Source organism: Methanococcus vannielii SB (genome assembly GCF_000017165.1).
GTDB classification, from domain to species: Archaea; AGJL01; Methanococci; order Methanococcales; family Methanococcaceae; genus Methanococcus; species Methanococcus vannielii.
The window spans coordinates 1349337-1366856 of sequence record NC_009634.1; the positions used below are offsets into that span (position 1 = coordinate 1349337).

Genomic DNA, 17520 nt, shown 5'->3' on the forward strand with positions numbered 1-17520 from the left:
ATTAAAAATTTAAGAAAGTATTCGGGTTTTCGAGTTTAATATAATATTATTTTAACATGGAAACCGCTCTGAATTAATCCCGATTATCAAAAACCCTTTTACTTTTCTTTTCACTCCTTGGAAGTGTACCCAAATTAAGACACTCAACGTCAGGTGAAATTCCGATAAATGTTTTAAATGCTTTTATAATGGCATTTTTAATTATTTCCTTTTTATAATCGTCTAAACTAACAACTTCCACTCTAAAAATCATGGAATCTCTTCCTTCATTCCTATTAAGGATTATCTGGTATTCGCTACTTGCTCCTGAGATTTTTGAAATAACATCTTCAATCTGTCCAGGATATATGTTTACGCCTTTTATTTTTATTCTATCGTCAGCCCGCCCTAATATACGGTCTATTCTAGGATATTCTGAACCACAAGGGCATTTTTCTGGAATTATTCTTGTTAAATCTCTTGTTCGGTATCTTATGAGCGGTGCCCCTTCTTTTGTGAGCGTAGTAATTACAAGTTCTCCTAATTCGCCGTCTGGAAGATTTTCACCAGTATTTGGGTCAATTATTTCAAATAATAAGTGATCAGACCAATAGTGCATTCCAAAATGGCATTTACAGTCAATTGCAATTCCTGGGCCATATATCTCTGTAAGACCATATATATCAAAACTTTCAATTCCAAGTTCCGATTCTATTCTATTCCTCATTTTTTCGCTCCATCGTTCAGAGCCTATTACGCCAATTTTTAAGTTAATTTTATTATTTATTTCCTTTTTCTTAATTTCTTCTGCAAGTAGCAGCGCATAAGACGAAGTAGATGCTAAAACTGTTGTTTTTAAATCTATCATCATTTGGAGCTGTTTTTCAGTATTTCCTGGCCCCATTGGAATTGTCATTGCACCAAGCTTCTCTGCACCAAGTTGAAATCCTATCCCCGCAGTCCAAAGCCCGTATCCCGGAGTAATCTGCACCCTATCCTTATTTGTTACACCTGCCATTTTGTAGCATCTCATCATCATTTCAGACCATATATTAACGTCCTTTTCAGTGTAAGGGATTATTACTGGACTTCCAGTGGTTCCAGATGACGAGTGAATTCTGATTATTTTTTCTTCAGGGACTGATTGTAGTCCCAATGGGTATGCACTTCTTAATTCTTCTTTTTCAGTAAATGGGAGTTTTCTAAAATCGTCAATAGACTTAACGTCGTTTAAATTTACTCCACATTCTGCATATTTTTCTTGGTAGAATTTACTTCCCGTAGAAACGTGTTTTAAAAGTTTTTTTAATAATTCTAACGTATTTAAATTTTCATTATTCATACTTACCCTCTAAAAATTTAGAAATTTCCTCTGCACCCTTTTTTGCTGCACTTATATTTAGGGAAAGGTATTTTTCAGGAATTTCATTTTTAACGGTTTCTAAAAACTTTTCAAAACTTATTGGAATGAAATCTGCATAAAATAATGCACCAAGCATGATTACGTTTAATGATTTTGAATTCCCTAATTCCTCTGCAAATTTTGTAAAATCCATGCAAATAGTTCCATTAAAATTTTCGATAATGTATTCAATAATTTTTTCAGGTTTGTAATTATTTGATTTTGAGACTGGAAATATTCCTTTTGAATTCATTATTATTTTACCGCCTTTTTTAAGGTATTTTATATTTCTTAAAACTTCTGAAGGTTCAAATCCAACTATTACGTCTACAAAACCTTCTGGAATAAGTGAACCCTTAATTTCATTCCCAAATCTAACATGACTCACTACCGAACCTTCTCTTTGGGACATTCCAATAGTTTCAGCAGTATTTACAGTGTAACCCTCATTCATAGCGGTAACTGCAACAAGTCTTGAAGCTAAAACAATACCTTGCCCACCTACTCCACAAATCAATACATTAAAGCTCATAACAATTTCCCTCGTTAATTATGGCGTTAAAAGGACATACTGCCACACATAATCCACATGCTATACAATTAGATGTTATATTTGGAATATCTCTATCCATTACTATTGCAGGGCACCCTAGCTCTTCAAAACAGATTTTGCATCCAGTGCATTTTTCTGTATCTACCCTACATTTTAGTTTTGATTTTACCAGTGAAACACAGTTTCCTCTAAATACTACTGCGGAAGGCCCATTATATTCAATAGATTCTCTTGAAACATTTATACACTCATCCAAATTCTCGGTAGAAACTGATTTTACAAAATCCAATCCGCAACTTTTTAAAATTCCTTCAATTTCTATTAGTTTTGTATCCTCAAATCCAGCTGTTTTTCCAGTTCCCGGATGCGGTTGATGCCCAGTCATTGCAGTTGTTCTATTATCTAAAACTGCAATAGTTATATCCGACTTATTGTAAACTGCACTAATTACTGCAGGAATTCCAGAATGGAAAAATGTAGAGTCCCCTATAAATGCGACATTCTTTGAATTCTTTGAAGTTTTTGAAATACCGGATGCAACGCTTATTCCTGCACCCATGCAAATGCAAGTATCGATTAATTCAATAGGGGGAGCATTACCTAACGTATAACACCCTATATCGCCAGAAAATATTGTTTGAATACCTTTTTTTTCAAACTCTTTTGAAACTTTCTTAAAACCGTAAAATACTGTCCTATGCATACAACCTGCACATAATGTTGGCGGACGTACTGGAAGAGGCACATTTACATTTTGAGTATCAATTACATTTGAAAATTTTATTTTTTCATAATTTAAGGATTCTAATACTTTATTTATTCCATCTAGTACTAATTTAACGTTATATTCACCACAACAAGGGAAATACTTATTATATTTTCCATAAACTGGTTTATTAATTCCTAATTTTCCAATTAATTTTAAAGTCTGGTCTTCTAAATATGGATCGAGTTCTTCGACTATTAAAATGCAATCTACACTGTTTATAAACTCAAATACTTTTTTTTCCGGAAATGGGTAGGGCGTTCCTATTTTTAAAATGGAAAAATCGTGCTTATTATTTGAAATAGATTCAACCACGTAGTGATATGAAGCGCCTGATGTAATGATTCCAATTTTTCCAGTTCCCTGAATAAAGTTGAAGTTTGAATTTGAAAATTCCTCAGATAATGTATTTTGCAAGGCTTCTAATACAGGATGTCTTTCTGCCGTTAATCTTGGAAAAATTGCCCATCTTGAATCTTTAGAAAAACCAGATGTTTTAAAAGGTATTTTATTTAAATCATCAACTAATACGTCATCGCACCGGTGTGAAACCCTTGTCGTAGTTCTTAAAATTACTGGAGTTTCGTACTTTTTTGAAAGTTCAAATGCATATTTCGTCATTTTGTATGCTTCTTTTGAATCAGAAGGGTCAATTACCGGAACATTTGAAAAAAGTCCAAATGACCTAGTGTCTTGCTCGGTCTGGGATGAATGGGGCCCCGGATCATCCGTTACCAATAATACAAGAGCACCTTTTACTCCTAAATACGTTAAACTCATTAACGGGTCAGATGCAACATTTAATCCAACTTGTTTCATAGTAACAATTGTATCAGTTCCTGAGAATGATGCTCCGATTGCAGTTTCAAGGGCCACTTTTTCATTTGTAGCCCATTCTACATAGTAACCGTACTTTTTTGCATTTTTTATCAAAGTTTCCATTACTTCTGTTGAAGGAGTTCCAGGATACCCTGTAGCAAACTGTACTCCTGAGGCAATCGCTGAAAGAGCAATTGCTTCATTTCCCATTAAAAACTTGTTACTGGTCAAAAAATCCCTCTTTTTATTTTAAAACTGCTTTAAAACATAATAGTAAATCACGATAATTTAAAATTGAACTTATCTTTATTATCTATTACTAAATAGACTTTTATATATTGAGCATAATTATTAGGTTGTACCCTTTAAATTTTATTATTGATTTATTATTGATTTTGTTCTTAGTTAAATATATAAAATAAAACTGATATTTTTTATTAGCTTTTGCTTGAAAGTACTATTTTTTTAAGACATAAAAAAGCATAAATAATGAATTTCTTAATTATCAAAATACTTAATTTTTATTTAAACATGAAAAGGTGTAAAAGTATGCAAGAAAAAATAACCATGAGCGTTATTAAAGCAGATGTGGGGGGGCTTTGTGGCCACACACTTGCTCCAGAAGAGTTACTCGATGCTGCAGAGTATGTTTTAGAAAATGCACTAGATGAAATTTTAATTGATTATTATGTTACAAACTGTGGTGACGACATAGATTTGATAATGACCCACAATAAAGGAACAGATAGCGAAGAAGTACATAAACTTGCATGGGATGCATTTGAAGAAGCAACAAGCGTTGCAAAAGAATTAAAACTTTACGGTGCAGGTCAGGACTTACTTTCAAACTCTTTTTCCGGAAACATCAAAGGACTTGGCCCCGGCTGTGCTGAAATGGAATTTGTCGAAAGACCAAGTGAACCAGTTATTGTATTTTGCTGTGACAAAACTGACCCAGCAGCATTTAATTTGCCATTTTATAAAATGTTTTCAGACCCATTTAGTACTGCAGGTTTAGTTTATGACCCTTCAATGGCATCAGGGTTTAGGTATGAAGTATTGGATGTAATGGAGCACAAAAGGGTTTTCATGGACACGCCTGAGGAAACATATTCTTTACTTGCATTGATCGGAAACACCGAAAAATACGCCATAAAAAGAGTTTACAGGAGAAAAGATAACGAAATTACGGCAGTATGTTCATCAGAAAAATTGAATATGATTGCAGGAGAATACGTTGGAAAAGATGACCCTGTTGCAATTGTAAGGGCTCAAAGTGGATTTCCTGCAGTAGGGGAAATTTTAGAACCCTTTGCAAACCCACACTTAGTTGCAGGATGGATGAGAGGATGCCATTTTGGCCCTATAATGCCAGTTGCTGAAGAAGATGCAAGACCTGCAAGATTTGACGGCCCTGCAAGAGTTATGGCTTTAGGATTCCAGCTATCAAAAGGAAGACTAGTTGGACCAAATGATTTATTTGCAGACAAATCATTTGATAAGGCAAGGGAAAAAGCACTCGATATGGCAGAAATGATGAGGTCAATGGGCCCATTTATGCCTCATAGATTACCTGAAACTATGATGGAATACACGTCAGTTCCAAAAGTTTTAGCTCAATTAAAAGGAAGATTTATTGATATTGATGAAAATTGCGGATGTAAAATCGACCAGATAAGAAACAGAGGAGATATGGAATAATTTCCCTATTTTATTCTTTTTTAAAAAATTTAAAACAAAAAAGTCCTTTTAAAATTTAAAATTATAAAAACTTTTAGAATTTTAAAAATATAATTTTAAGATATATGTTAATTATATTATCTTAAATATAATTATTTTAATCGATTATTTTATCGATATACTATCTTTTAAACTATTTTAAAACTGCACCTTCATCAGCTGAAGAAACTAGTCTTGAATATCTTGAAAGGTAGCCCGTTTTAACTTTTGGTTCAGGTATTTTAAGCGATTTTAACCGATTTTCGATTTCACTGTTATTTAATTCAACATTTATTTTTTTTCCAATCATGTCGATTTTTATAGTGTCTCCATCATTAATCACTGCAATTAGTCCTCCAGCCATAGCTTCTGGAGAAATATGTCCAATACACGGCCCCCTACTTCCACCGCTGAACCTTCCATCAGTTATTAGTGCAACACTATCATCAAGACCCATTCCGCAAATTGCAGATGTTGGGGATAGCATTTCTCTCATTCCGGGGCCCCCGGATGGCCCTTCATATCTTATTACAATAACGTCGCCCGAAACAATCTTTCCACCAAGAATTGCAGAAATTGCATCGTCTTCTGAATTAAATACCTTTGCAGGGCCTTCATGTTTATACATTTTTGGATTCACTGCCCCAATTTTTACAACACAACCATTTGGCGCAATATTTCCTTTTAAAACCCTTAAACCTGCAGTTTCATGAACCGGTGCTTCAGTTTTTCTTATAACATCATAGTTTATGTATTTTACCTCTTTAGCAATTTCTAAGGTGGTTTTTCCACTAACGGTGTTTGTATCTCTAATTTTTTCTTTTAAAACATTGAATACTGCGGGAATTCCCCCTGCATTATGTAAATCAATCATGAAATGTTCTCCACCGGGCTTAATTGACGCAATATGTGGAACTTCATCGCTTAATCTATCGAAATCATCTAGTGTTATAAATTTATTTTCGATTTCATTTGCAATTGCAGGAATGTGGAGAGTTGTGTTTGTGGAACCGCCTAATGCAAGGTCTACTAAAATTGCATTTTCAAAAGCTTCTTTTGTTAAGATATCTTTTGGTTTAATGTCTTGTTTTACTAAATCTACTATTTTTGAACCACTTTTTTTAGCGATTCTAACTTTTTGAGCATCAACTGCATGTGTTGTTGCACACATTGGAAGGGAAAGTCCTAATGCTTCTGTAAGGCAAGCCATACTATTTGCAGTGTATAGCCCTGCACAACTTCCGGCACCTGAACATGCACAGTCTTCAATGCATTTTAATTCCTCTTCACTAATTTTTCCAACTTGGTACTGACCTACACCTTCAAATAGGCTGATAAGTTCGTATTTTTTTCCTTGGAATTCCCCTGGAAGCATTGGGCCACCGGTAACTACAATAAATGGAATATTTAATCTTAATGCACCCATTATCATTCCAGGAACGATTTTATCGCACGTTGGAATTAATACTAATCCATCAAACCCGTGGGCTCTTGCCATTGATTCAACTGCATCTGCGATAATTTCTCTTGAGGGTAAGGAATACTTCATGCCTTCATGACCCATTGCAATGCCATCACAAATTCCAATAGTGTTAAATTCAAAGGGGGTTCCGCCGTTTGCATAAACTCCATTTTTAACAGCTTCTGCCAATGTTCTTAAGTGAATATGGCCGGGAACTACGTCTGTAAAGCTATTTACAACTCCAATAAACGGTTTTTCCATATCTTCATCCGTATATCCGCAAGCCTTTAAAAGAGCCCGATTAGGGCTTCTAATTACTCCTTTTTTTATATTATCGCTAATCATATTTACCACCATTAACAGTCCAATTGGTATTTAATTAGATTGGATAAAAAAGTATCGTATAAATTTAATTTTTTATAAGTTCTTCAAAAAGATTTAATGAAAAATTAAATTTATTTCAATTTTTTAATAATTGCTAATGATAAATAATCTTTAAACGGTTCAAAATCAATTTCATCGATTTTTCCAAGCGATATTTTTTGACTACTACTTGTAACTCGATTTACAACGCCGACTAAAAAACTATCCTTTTTATTTTTTAAGTTTTTCAATTTTTCTTCTAAATCATTTGTTTTCATGACGATTAAAGTGTCAAATTCATCTAAATACCGTTCTAAATCTTTTCCTTGAGGCAATATTGCTAATTTTTCATCTCCTTCAACTAGGGGAATGTTTAAGGAAGCAGCTGCTGCAAAAGGTGAAGAAATTCCATTTATGACTTCAACTTCAATATTATTTTTGTTAAATATCTGCCATACATACGAAAATGTACTGTAAAGTGTTGCATCCCCAATTGTTACGACTGCAACAGTTCCTTTTTCGTTAATTATCTCCTTTGCAGCGTTTTCCCAGTGTTTTTGTAAAAATTCAATGTCCTTACTCATTGGAAACAATAATTCAACTACTTTTTTATCTTCAGGAATAATTCCTTTTATAATTTCGTATGCAACGGAAGCCTTTCCTTCCTTTGAAATTGGTACAAATATTGTTTCTACACTATTTAGTATTTTTACAGATTTTAATGTTAATAAATCCGTATCTCCTGGCCCAACGCCTATTCCATATATTTTATCAACCATAACGTTCACCTTTTTTTAAATTTTTAAAAATTTTAAAATTAAATTACTAAATTACTCTAGTAAATTATTTTTGAACCAAAATTATCAGGTTTTGAAATAATCACTGTTCCATATTTTTTAAAAGCATTCTTAACTTTTTCAGTATTTTCCTGATAAGATAGTGCTATATACGAAGGCCCAGTTCCAGAAAGGCCTGCAGTAACAGCACCTGCTTCTAAGGCATCTACGGAAATGTATGATGGGAAATTTAGTGCAGAAGAATAAAGAATACCGTTTAAAAATAATGCTTTATAATAATCTGCATTCATACACTTTTCAAATGCTAGTTCAACATAATCACTTATTAATTTCATCCTCTTTACATTCAGGTTCTTTTTAAAATTTGGCATTAATATAATAACGTCTAATTCTTCTTTAAAAACGTCTTTTTTCAGTATTTTTCTTTCTAAATTATTACAGACGGTAATTCCACCAAAATATGATGCTGTTGCATCGTCATATGCCCCAGTTATTGTTAATTGTTCTTCAAAAGAGGATTTTATTGCAAGGTCTAAAATTAACTCAGAATCTATTTTTTCGCCAAGTGCCCCAAATGTCGCAAGAACTGCTGCATTTGATGCTGCACTACTACTACTTAATCCAGATTTTAATGGAAGTTCACTACTGGTTGAAATTTTTGCAGAATAATCTACTTCAAAATGCTCCAAAACATTTTTAACGCATCTTTCAACCAAGTTTGGCTTTAAAGATGGATTATCGAGTAAAATTCCATTTATTTTACTTTTTCCATCATTTTTCAACTCTACATTTGCTTTTATTTTTAAATCAATCCCAAATGCAGAACCCTTGCCTGTTGAAATTGCGTTAATAATTGTTCCAGAACCGGGGGAAATTGCAGAGCATCTCATAATGTCACCAAAGGATAATCCAATAAATAATAACCAATATAACTAATAGAAAATAAAGTAGAATTTAAATTTAATAAGCGAAACTAACATATAAAATCAATGCTGTGTATATATTATAAGTTATATTTTACTATTATTTGGTTGTCGTGTTATTTATGAAACAGGAAGTCGTAATAACGTCAGGAAATTTAAATCAAGCACCAATGGGTGCATTTTTAAGTGATAATAATGTGTTACTCCACGTTTTTGAAGGTTCCCATACATATGAAAACTTGAAAGTCGATAAATTTTATATCTTAAACATTTGTAGCCCCTATCTGGTTGCAAAAGCAGTTTTAGACGATGATTTTGATAGTGAATTTCTAAATTTGGACGGTAAAAAAATTCCTTATTTAAAAGATGCATATAAAATACTGCTTATAGAAGTTACTGGCCGAAAATTTGTAGAATATAAAAATATTTATGGAAAATCTAAATTAATGGTTGTTAATGGGATTAATATTTCTGAAAGTGTTTTAAACGATGATTATAGTCCTTACAGCCGTGCAGAAGGGGCATTAGTCGAAATGGCAGTAATTTATTCGAGATTGGGGATTTTAAATGGTACTAAAAAGCAGGAAGCTTATTTAAATATGAAAATTTTCATGGAAATAGTTAAAAAAGTAGGTTCTACTAAACATTTAGAACTTGGAAGAAGATTTTTAACAGCTAAATTATAATATTCAGTCAAAAGTTTACCGGTGTTATAAATGGAAGAATGGGTTGAAAAATACAGGCCGAAATCTTTAAATGATGTTGCAGGACATTCTAAGACAAAAGAAGCACTTTGTTACTGGATAGAGTCATTTATAAGGGGCAATAAGCAAAAACCGGTTCTGCTTTTTGGCCCCCCTGGAAGCGGAAAAACTACAATGGCACATGCTATTGCAAATGACTATAATTTTGACGTTATTGAACTAAATGCCAGTGATAAGAGAAATAAGGATGTAATATCCCAAGTTGTTGGAACTGCAGCAACTTCAAAATCACTTACTGGAAAAAGGACACTGATAGTTTTAGACGAAGTAGATGGCCTTTCTGGAAATGATGATAGAGGAGGGGTTTCAGAAATTATAAAAGTTCTGAAAAATGCTGAAAATCCGGTAATTTTGACGGCAAATGATGTTTATAAACCTGCACTAAGTAGTTTAAGGAATTCTGTAACTATGGTGGATGCAGGTTCTGTTCACACAAATTCAATTCCCCCGGTTTTGAGAAAAATTGCATTAAAAGAAGGGTTTGAAATCGATGAAAAAGTTATTAAATTAATTTCTAGTCATGCAGGCGGAGATTTAAGGGCTGCAATCAACGACTTACAGGCCCTTTTAACTGGCGGTTCGATAGAAATTGAAGATGCAAAAAATTTACCTGATAGAGATAGTGAAAAAAGTATTTTTGATGCAATACGGATAATAATGAAAACAACGCACTACGATATTGCAACTTCCGCTACAGTTGATTTAAAAGAAGAACTGGGGACAGTTAGTGAATGGATTTCTGAGAATTTGCCAAAAGAGTATTTAAAATATGGTGACCTTGCGAAAGGTTATGATTATCTCTCAAAATCCGATGTATTTTTAGGAAGGGTCTATCGAAGGCAATATTTTGGACTATGGCGGTATGCATCGGCTTTAATGACTGCAGGAACTGCTCTTTCAAAGGAAGATAAGTATCGGGGATTTACAAGGTATTCTCCTCCGACAGTATTTACAAAATTAAGTCGTACTAAAGTTGCAAGGGAAAAATTAAAAGAAATATTAAAAAAAATAGGGATAAAAACACATACTTCTATAAAGGGTGCTAGAAGTACCCTTGATTTTTTATATGTCATATTTGAGTCAAATTTGCAAATGGCTACAGATTTAACTTTATATTATGAATTTACGAAAGAAGAAGTTGAATTTTTAACAAATAAAAAAATTTCAAAGGACATTTTTTCGATAATTGAATGTGAAAAAACAAAAAAAACAGATGACAAAAATTTAATGAAAAAAGATTTAGAAGAAGATACGTTTAAAGAAAAAACAAATGAAATAATGCCCGTAATTCCTAAGCGTCCAAAAATTTCAGATAATCAGATTTCAGAAATCCTTACTAAAGATAATAATCCAAAAGATGACGTTAAAAAAGCTTCAAAAAAACCAGAAAGTACTTCAAAAAAACAGGCAACCCTTGATAAATTTTTTTAAGCTAAAAATAATTTAATTTTTATTTTTAACTTTTTTATTCAGTATCTTAAAATCGATTACAAACACGTACTCTCGTGGAGAATATGACTTAACTATTCTTTTTTCAATAACTTCAAATTCACATTTTTCGCTAAATAATTCAATTCCCTCATCAAAATCCCCACCAACCATATAGTAATGGATTATTCCATCATCTGCAACTATTTCAAGTGCTTTATCTACAAATTCATGTGCATATTTTGGAAGGTTCATTATAACACGGCTTCCTTTAACGTTTACATTCCTTACATCGTCTAAAATTGGAATTATTTTATTTTCAAGATTATTTAACTTGATATTTTCCTTTAAAAGGGCAATTCCATCTGGGTTAATATCTATTGAATATATTTTTTCTGCACTTTTACACGCAATTGAGTATGGGCCAACTCCACAGAACATATCTACCACTATGTCGTCAGGCGTTACGAGCTCCATTATCCGTTTTCTCTCCCATCCAAGTCTTGGGGAAAAATAAACCTTAGAAACATCAACAAAAAGTTTGTAGCCGTTTTCTTTATATTTCGTTAGTGTTTTTTTCTCTCCTGAAAGGTGTTCTAAATCCCTTACTCTAAAATTTCCCTTTACATCACTTTCTCTTCTAAATACCGTTTTTACGGAAGGTATTAATCTTAAAGCAGTTTCTCCAATTTCAATTCTTAATTTCGGGTCAATATCATTAGAAATTTGTAATATGACGATATCGCCAATTATATCATAAGCATGAGCAATTAAATCGTTTTCAACTTCATTTTTAAAGTTATTTAATAAATATTCTTTAAAACTCATCTTTTTTTCAAGATCTATTTTTTCAAGTGCGTTTTCAAAAATTTCAAAACTAATGTCCTGATTTTTCAAAATACTCTTGTTAAATTCAGCAGTGGTTAGTGGAATATATAAAAATCCATCTTCTTTTTTTAATTTATATGATTTATTAAGTAAATTATTATCTAGGAGGATTTTTCGAATTATTTCTCCGTTTTTAGCATTAATTTTAATACAGAATACCACTATTTCACCGTTATTTACTTAAATTTCCAAATGGATTATAAATTACGTAAAATTCATTTAAAGACTGTTTTTTAATTTATAGTAGTGATATTCAACCGTCTTAATTGGTATTTTCGTAATTTCAGAAATTTCTTTTGGATTTTTTTGCATATATTTTTTTATAATTTCTCTTTTATTTGTTGGCCTTCCAGTAATTGGTTTTATTGATTCAATTTCTATCCCAATTTCTTTTAAAGCACCTATTATTTTTTTATTTGTTCGTTTAAACTTTGATTCGGGTAAAAGTATTGTTTTAACCTCGCACCGTTCCAAAAGTTCAATTATTAAATTTTTCGTTAGTTCTTTATTTATATAAATGGTGTCTTCTTCCGAATTTAAAAATTCGATTTTTCTAGCAAATTCTTCAAAAGACTTGCCCCTTAAATATCTCATTATATCACGTGTAAATTTATCTAAGAATGTAAAAATAGATAAAAAAGCTTTATTTATTTATTTATTTATTTATTTATTTATTTATTTATTTTAAAAGACCAAGAGCTCTGTTCGTTTTTTCAATGGATTTTATGTTATCTTCTTCCATTTCGAGCATTGCCCTAATACAATCAATGTTTTCAGGAATAACATCACTTTCTTGGTGAATTGCTTGCATTAAATAAATTTCATTATCTACTACATTAATGCTTTCTTCCCAAATTGCAATTTCATTTAAGTCGTACCTTAATCTTCCAAGGTCTCTTGAATATTCGATTATTTTTGCTGTTGAATCAATTCCTTCACTAGCTTTTACTTTTATGATTCTTGGCGTTTTTTCAATTGCATCTAAAACCGCATCTTTTGTAACTCCTGTAGTTTCAACCATTAAAGAGTGCATGTGCATAAGGGTAGTTGGAACAATTATTGCAGAAGTCATTATTTTTCCATCTAATTTTGGTATTACTGAAACGACATCTGGCCCGTGATGGGATGGAACTGTTACTGGGTCAGGAATAATAGCATTTATGGGCCCTGTTTTTATATCATTGGGGTCAGCAGCCCTTCTTACTAAAACTACTCTGGCTTTTAAAATATCAGTTATAGAATCAATTGCATAAAGTGTCCTACATAGTCCAGTAGTGTTACAAGATACTAGTCTTATGTAATCTTTTCCATAACATCTATTGTAACTCCAAAGGGAATTAAATGAGTCCTCTGCATCTTTTGCTTTTTCCCCACCTTGGATAATTGCTTTAACATTATGTTTTTTATACACGTTTTCCACGTTAGCCTTTCCAATTTTTTTTGGAGCTCCATCAACTACGATATCTGCATCTTCAATAATATCTTCAATAGTTCCTTCAATGGGAATATTGGCTTCTTCAAAAAGGTGCTTTTTTTCAGGTATTGCAGCAAATAATTTGTAACCTTTTGTAACGGCCATCCTAGCTTCAAAATCAGGTTTTGTTTTTGTAACTCCGATTACTTTCATATCATCCTGTTTAGCTACTGCATCAGCAACTCTTTTTCCGATAGAGCCATAACCATTTACTAATACTCCAACCATAAAACCACCATTTTAAATATTTTTATATTTCAAGTTACGTAATTTATTAATCATCAATTCCCCTTATTTTGAAATATATATGGTATCCAAATCTCCTAAATATATCTATATCATGATTACTTTATATATTCGTTTTGAAAAACCGTAATAGATTTTACAAAGATATATTAATAAAGTTCCATAATTCTTTTGTATCATCCATTTATCTTAATAAATTTTACGAATAATTATGGAGGATTTTTATGAAACATCTAGTTACAACGGCACTAGCTTATACGAACGGGCCTTTACACTTAGGGCATGCAAGAAGCACGTATATTCCCGCAGATATTTTTACAAGGTATTTAAGGCTTAAAAGAGAGAATGTATTTCACGTAGGGGGGACTGATAATCATGGGGTTCCAATTACCCTTAAAGCGGAGAAAGAAGGTGTAACTCCTTTAGATATTGTTGATAGATACCACAATGCAATTAAAGAAGATTTAGATAGCTTAAACGTATCTTTTGACAGTTTTGGAAGAACCCATAGTGACATCCATATTGAAACTGCCCAAGAATTTTACAAAACCCTAAAAGAAAACGGGTACATTTATGAAAAAGAAATAGAGCAATTTTACTGTGAAAAATGTAGTATGAGCCTTGCAGATAGGTATGTCGAAGGAAAATGTCCATTTTGTGAAGGTGAGGCAAGGGGCGACCACTGCGAAGTTTGTGGGAGACATTTAGAACCTACTGAGCTTTTAGAACCCTACTGTATTCACTGTAATTCAAAACCCGAAATAAAAAAATCAATACACTATTTTTTTAAATTAAGCGCAATGAAGGAAGAATTAACCGAATACATTACAAATGCAAAAGAAATGCCCGAACATGTAAAAAACATGGCTTTAAGATGGATTGAAGAGCTACACGACTGGGATGTTTCAAGAAATTTAACTTGGGGAGTTCCAATTCCTAAAAGCAATGGTCAAGTGATGTATGTTTGGATTGAAGCCCCTATTGGTTACGTTTCATTTACAAAAGAACTTGGTGAGATTTGGAAGGATTACTGGATTAGTAAGGATGTTCAATCTAAAATAACTCATTTTATAGGAAAAGATATAACTGTACATCATGCCGTATTCTGGCCAGGTATTTTAAAAGGTGTTAAAAACTATAAAATGCCAGATTCCGTTGTTAGCGGCGGCTATTTAACTTTAGAAAATAAAAAAATGAGTACGAGTAAGAATTGGGTAGTTTGGGTTAAAGATTTTGTTGAAAAATTCAGTCCGGATTATTTACGGTATTTTTTAATGGTAAATGCACCATTGAATAGGGATACTGATTTTTCATGGGATGATTTTCAGAAACGAATTAATACTGAATTAATTGATATTATCGGGAATTTTAGCCATAGGACACTCGTATTTACCGAAAGAAAGTTTGGAAAAATTCCTAATGTTCAAAAGGATACATTAAAAGAAGAAGATTTATTGTTAATTAGAAAATGTGAAAAAACCACTGAAACATTCGATAAATTAATTCGAGAGTATAATTTCAAAGATGCAATAATGGAAATCATTCTTCTTTCAAAGGAAGGAAATGCATACTTTCAAGCAATGCAACCCTGGGCAATAACTGATGAAGAACGGCTAAAAGAAGTAATGTATACCTGTTGTACCACTTTAAAATACATAGTGTACCTTTTAAGTCCATTCATGCCTGTAAAAACGGGAGAACTTCTTGATTTAATGAATGAAGAACTTGACCTTGAAATTAGAGGAAATGACCTTAAAAAACCAAAAGTCATATTTACAAAATTGGAAGAAATGGATATTTTAAAAATGAAGGAAAAACTAAACTCTGAAATAAAATTTGAAGAGAAAGTTAGCAAAAATGAAAAAACCGCTAAAAAAACAGGTGCAAAAATGGAATTAATAGATATCGAATACTTTACAAAAGTAGATTTAAGAGTTGGAAAGGTTTTAGAAGTTGAAGATGTTAAAAAATCTAAAAAACTTTATAAAATAATCGTAGATTTAGGCAATGAACAAAGACAAATAATTTCAGGCTTAAAAGGTGATTATGAAGTTGAAGAATTAATTGGAAAGAACGTAATAGTTATATGTAACCTTAAACCTGCAAAATTGTGCGGCGTAGAATCTGAAGGAATGCTTTTAGCAGCTGAAAGTGATGGCATTGTAAGCCTTTTAAATATTGACAGGGAAATTTCTCTCGGAAGTAAAATACACTAAAAACATCTTTTTATGTCTTTTTAACATATTTAATTTATTATATTTAAATAACCTTATTTTTAGAATCGTTTAAAAAGGTTTTTATTGTACTCTAAATATAATAATACCTAACGTTGTATAGAATTTTAAATCAAGCTAGGAGGGAATTTATGCTGTTTTTGAATGCAAAGTTTATAGATCTCGATTTAGGTGCAAATGCGGTTATCGTAAATGAAGAGGATTTGAAGGGAACCTCCTACTACCCTCAAGACCGGGTTTTGATAGAATCACACAGCGGTTCTGTTTTAGGAATACTTTATTCAACTAAAACTATGGTTCAAAAAGGTGAAGTTGGAATACCTGTGCGTAAAATGAAAGGTATTTCTTTAAAAGAGGGTGAAGAAGTAAATTTAAGGCATGCTGAAAAACCCGAATCAATTCAATTTATAAAGAAAAAAATGGATGGCCAAGTGCTTTCTCCAAATGAAATAAGGACAATAATTGATGAAATAGTCTCAAAAAAGCTTTCAAATATCGAACTTGCAGCATTTGTTACGTCAACATATGTAAACGGAATGAATATGGAAGAAATTGTCGAAATGACAAAAAGAATGGCTGAAACTGGGGACATGATTTCATGGGAAAAAAGTCTTGTTGTAGATATTCACAGTATCGGCGGAGTTCCTGGAAATAAGTATGCACTTCTTTCAATTCCAATTCTTGCAGCCGCAGGAATTACAATTCCAAAAACATCTTCAAGAGCAATTACGTCACCAGCAGGTACTGCTGACGTTATGGAAGTTTTAACAAATGTAGAGCTAGATGAGGAAGAATTAAAAAGAGTTGTAAAAGCAACAAACGGCTGTTTGGTATGGGGTGGAGGAGTTAACTTAGCACCTGCAGATGACATTATAATCAATGTTGAAAGACCTGTTTCAATAGATCCTCAACCACAACTTCTTGCAAGTGTAATGGCTAAAAAAGTTGCAACGGGTATTAAATACGCAGTAATAGATATTCCCGTTGGAAAAGGCGTTAAAATTAAAAATGAAGCAGAAGGTGCTAAATTAGCAAGAAAATTCATTGAATTAGGAGAATTATTAAATATCCGAGTTGAATGTGTTTTAACTTATGGGGGACAACCATTAGGACGTGCAATCGGGCCGGCATTAGAGGCAAAAGAAGCCTTGGAAGCATTAACTGATCCAAAAAGTGCACCAAAAAGTTTAATTGAAAAAGCCATATCCTTAGCAGGAATACTGCTTGAACTTGGTGGTTCAGCACAAATTGGGGATGGACAAAAGTTAGCATGGGAAATACTTGAATCAGGACGCGCACTTGAAAAATTCAACCAGATTATAGTCGAACAAGGTGGGACTCCGAAAAAACCGGAGGAAATTGAACTTGGAAAATATGTTGAAGAAGTTCGTTCCCCAATTGACGGCTACATTGTAGGGATAAATAATACTTCAATAACAAACGTTGTAAAAGAAGCTGGGGCTCCAAGGGATAAAAAAGCAGGTCTTCTTTTAAATGCAAAAATTGGAAATAAGGTAAAACGTGGTGACATATTATACACGATATATTCAGGCTCTGAAGAGAGATTAAATTCAGCAGTTAATCTTGCAAGAAGGGTTTACCCGGTAAATGTTGAAGGAATGATGATTGAAAGAATAAGTAAATTTTAAACCTTTTTATATTTTAAATTTTATATTTATTTTAAATTTTATAATTAAAATTAA

Annotated in this window: 14 protein-coding genes; 5 read left to right on the forward strand and 9 right to left on the reverse strand. The window is 32.4% G+C overall.

Annotated features, from left to right (window positions below):
* Positions 1-73 precede the first annotated feature (73 nt).
* Genes MEVAN_RS06835 through iorA form a run of 3 tightly spaced genes read right to left on the reverse strand, consistent with a single transcriptional unit; the run spans position 74 to position 3750 of the window.
* Positions 74-1321, reverse strand: coding sequence for a phenylacetate--CoA ligase family protein (locus MEVAN_RS06835; RefSeq protein WP_012066137.1), 1248 nt, complete (start codon positions 1319-1321; stop codon positions 74-76).
* The gene (locus tag MEVAN_RS06840; protein WP_012066138.1) at positions 1314-1913 is read right to left on the reverse strand and encodes an indolepyruvate oxidoreductase subunit beta; all 600 of its coding nucleotides are present in this window, start codon (positions 1911-1913) and stop codon (positions 1314-1316) included. Before MEVAN_RS06840 ends, MEVAN_RS06835 begins: the two co-directional genes overlap by 8 nt.
* Positions 1903-3750, reverse strand: a complete 1848-nt coding sequence (iorA, locus tag MEVAN_RS06845) for an indolepyruvate ferredoxin oxidoreductase subunit alpha (protein ID WP_012066139.1) — start codon at positions 3748-3750, stop codon at positions 1903-1905. Before iorA ends, MEVAN_RS06840 begins: the two co-directional genes overlap by 11 nt.
* Before the next feature lie 318 nt (positions 3751-4068).
* Here iorA and fbp point away from each other — a divergent pair, with 318 nt between their 5' ends.
* Positions 4069-5220 (forward strand): fructose-1,6-bisphosphate aldolase/phosphatase, encoded by a 1152-nt coding sequence (gene fbp / locus MEVAN_RS06850; RefSeq protein WP_012066140.1) that lies wholly within the window; start codon positions 4069-4071, stop codon positions 5218-5220.
* 172 nt (positions 5221-5392) lie between these two features.
* On the opposite strand, the gene ilvD is transcribed toward fbp, so the two are convergent.
* The 3 genes from ilvD to MEVAN_RS06865 form a co-directional block, all read right to left on the reverse strand.
* Positions 5393-7045 (reverse strand): dihydroxy-acid dehydratase, encoded by a 1653-nt coding sequence (gene ilvD / locus MEVAN_RS06855; protein ID WP_012066141.1) that lies wholly within the window; start codon positions 7043-7045, stop codon positions 5393-5395.
* 110 nt (positions 7046-7155) lie between these two features.
* The gene (gene cobI, locus MEVAN_RS06860) at positions 7156-7842 is read right to left on the reverse strand and encodes a precorrin-2 C(20)-methyltransferase (protein WP_012066142.1); all 687 of its coding nucleotides are present in this window, start codon (positions 7840-7842) and stop codon (positions 7156-7158) included.
* A 56-nt stretch (positions 7843-7898) separates the two neighbouring features.
* Entirely contained in the window at positions 7899-8750 is an 852-nt protein-coding gene (locus tag MEVAN_RS06865) for a shikimate kinase (protein ID WP_012066143.1), read from the reverse strand.
* A gap of 155 nt (positions 8751-8905) precedes the next feature.
* Here MEVAN_RS06865 and MEVAN_RS06870 point away from each other — a divergent pair, with 155 nt between their 5' ends.
* Both MEVAN_RS06870 and MEVAN_RS06875 read left to right on the forward strand, forming a co-directional pair.
* Complete coding sequence (locus MEVAN_RS06870; protein ID WP_012066144.1) at positions 8906-9469, forward strand: DUF447 domain-containing protein; 564 nt, start codon at positions 8906-8908, stop codon at positions 9467-9469.
* Positions 9470-9499: 30 nt separating this feature from the next.
* The gene (locus tag MEVAN_RS06875) at positions 9500-10978 is read left to right on the forward strand and encodes a replication factor C large subunit (protein ID WP_012066145.1); all 1479 of its coding nucleotides are present in this window, start codon (positions 9500-9502) and stop codon (positions 10976-10978) included.
* Positions 10979-10990: 12 nt separating this feature from the next.
* On the opposite strand, the gene trm5b is transcribed toward MEVAN_RS06875, so the two are convergent.
* The 3 genes from trm5b to MEVAN_RS06890 form a co-directional block, all read right to left on the reverse strand.
* On the reverse strand, positions 10991-12025 hold the full coding sequence (gene trm5b, locus MEVAN_RS06880; RefSeq protein WP_012066146.1) for a tRNA (guanine(37)-N1)-methyltransferase Trm5b: 1035 nt from the start codon (positions 12023-12025) through the stop codon (positions 10991-10993).
* 57 nt (positions 12026-12082) lie between these two features.
* Positions 12083-12457, reverse strand: coding sequence for a hypothetical protein (locus MEVAN_RS06885; protein WP_012066147.1), 375 nt, complete (start codon positions 12455-12457; stop codon positions 12083-12085).
* An 85-nt stretch (positions 12458-12542) separates the two neighbouring features.
* Positions 12543-13565, reverse strand: a complete 1023-nt coding sequence (locus tag MEVAN_RS06890) for a type II glyceraldehyde-3-phosphate dehydrogenase (RefSeq protein ID WP_012066148.1) — start codon at positions 13563-13565, stop codon at positions 12543-12545.
* Positions 13566-13807: 242 nt separating this feature from the next.
* Here MEVAN_RS06890 and metG point away from each other — a divergent pair, with 242 nt between their 5' ends.
* Both metG and MEVAN_RS06900 read left to right on the forward strand, forming a co-directional pair.
* Complete coding sequence (gene metG / locus MEVAN_RS06895) at positions 13808-15799, forward strand: methionine--tRNA ligase (protein WP_012066149.1); 1992 nt, start codon at positions 13808-13810, stop codon at positions 15797-15799.
* Between the two features lie 149 nt (positions 15800-15948).
* Positions 15949-17466 (forward strand): AMP phosphorylase, encoded by a 1518-nt coding sequence (locus MEVAN_RS06900; RefSeq protein WP_012066150.1) that lies wholly within the window; start codon positions 15949-15951, stop codon positions 17464-17466.
* Positions 17467-17520 lie beyond the last annotated feature (54 nt).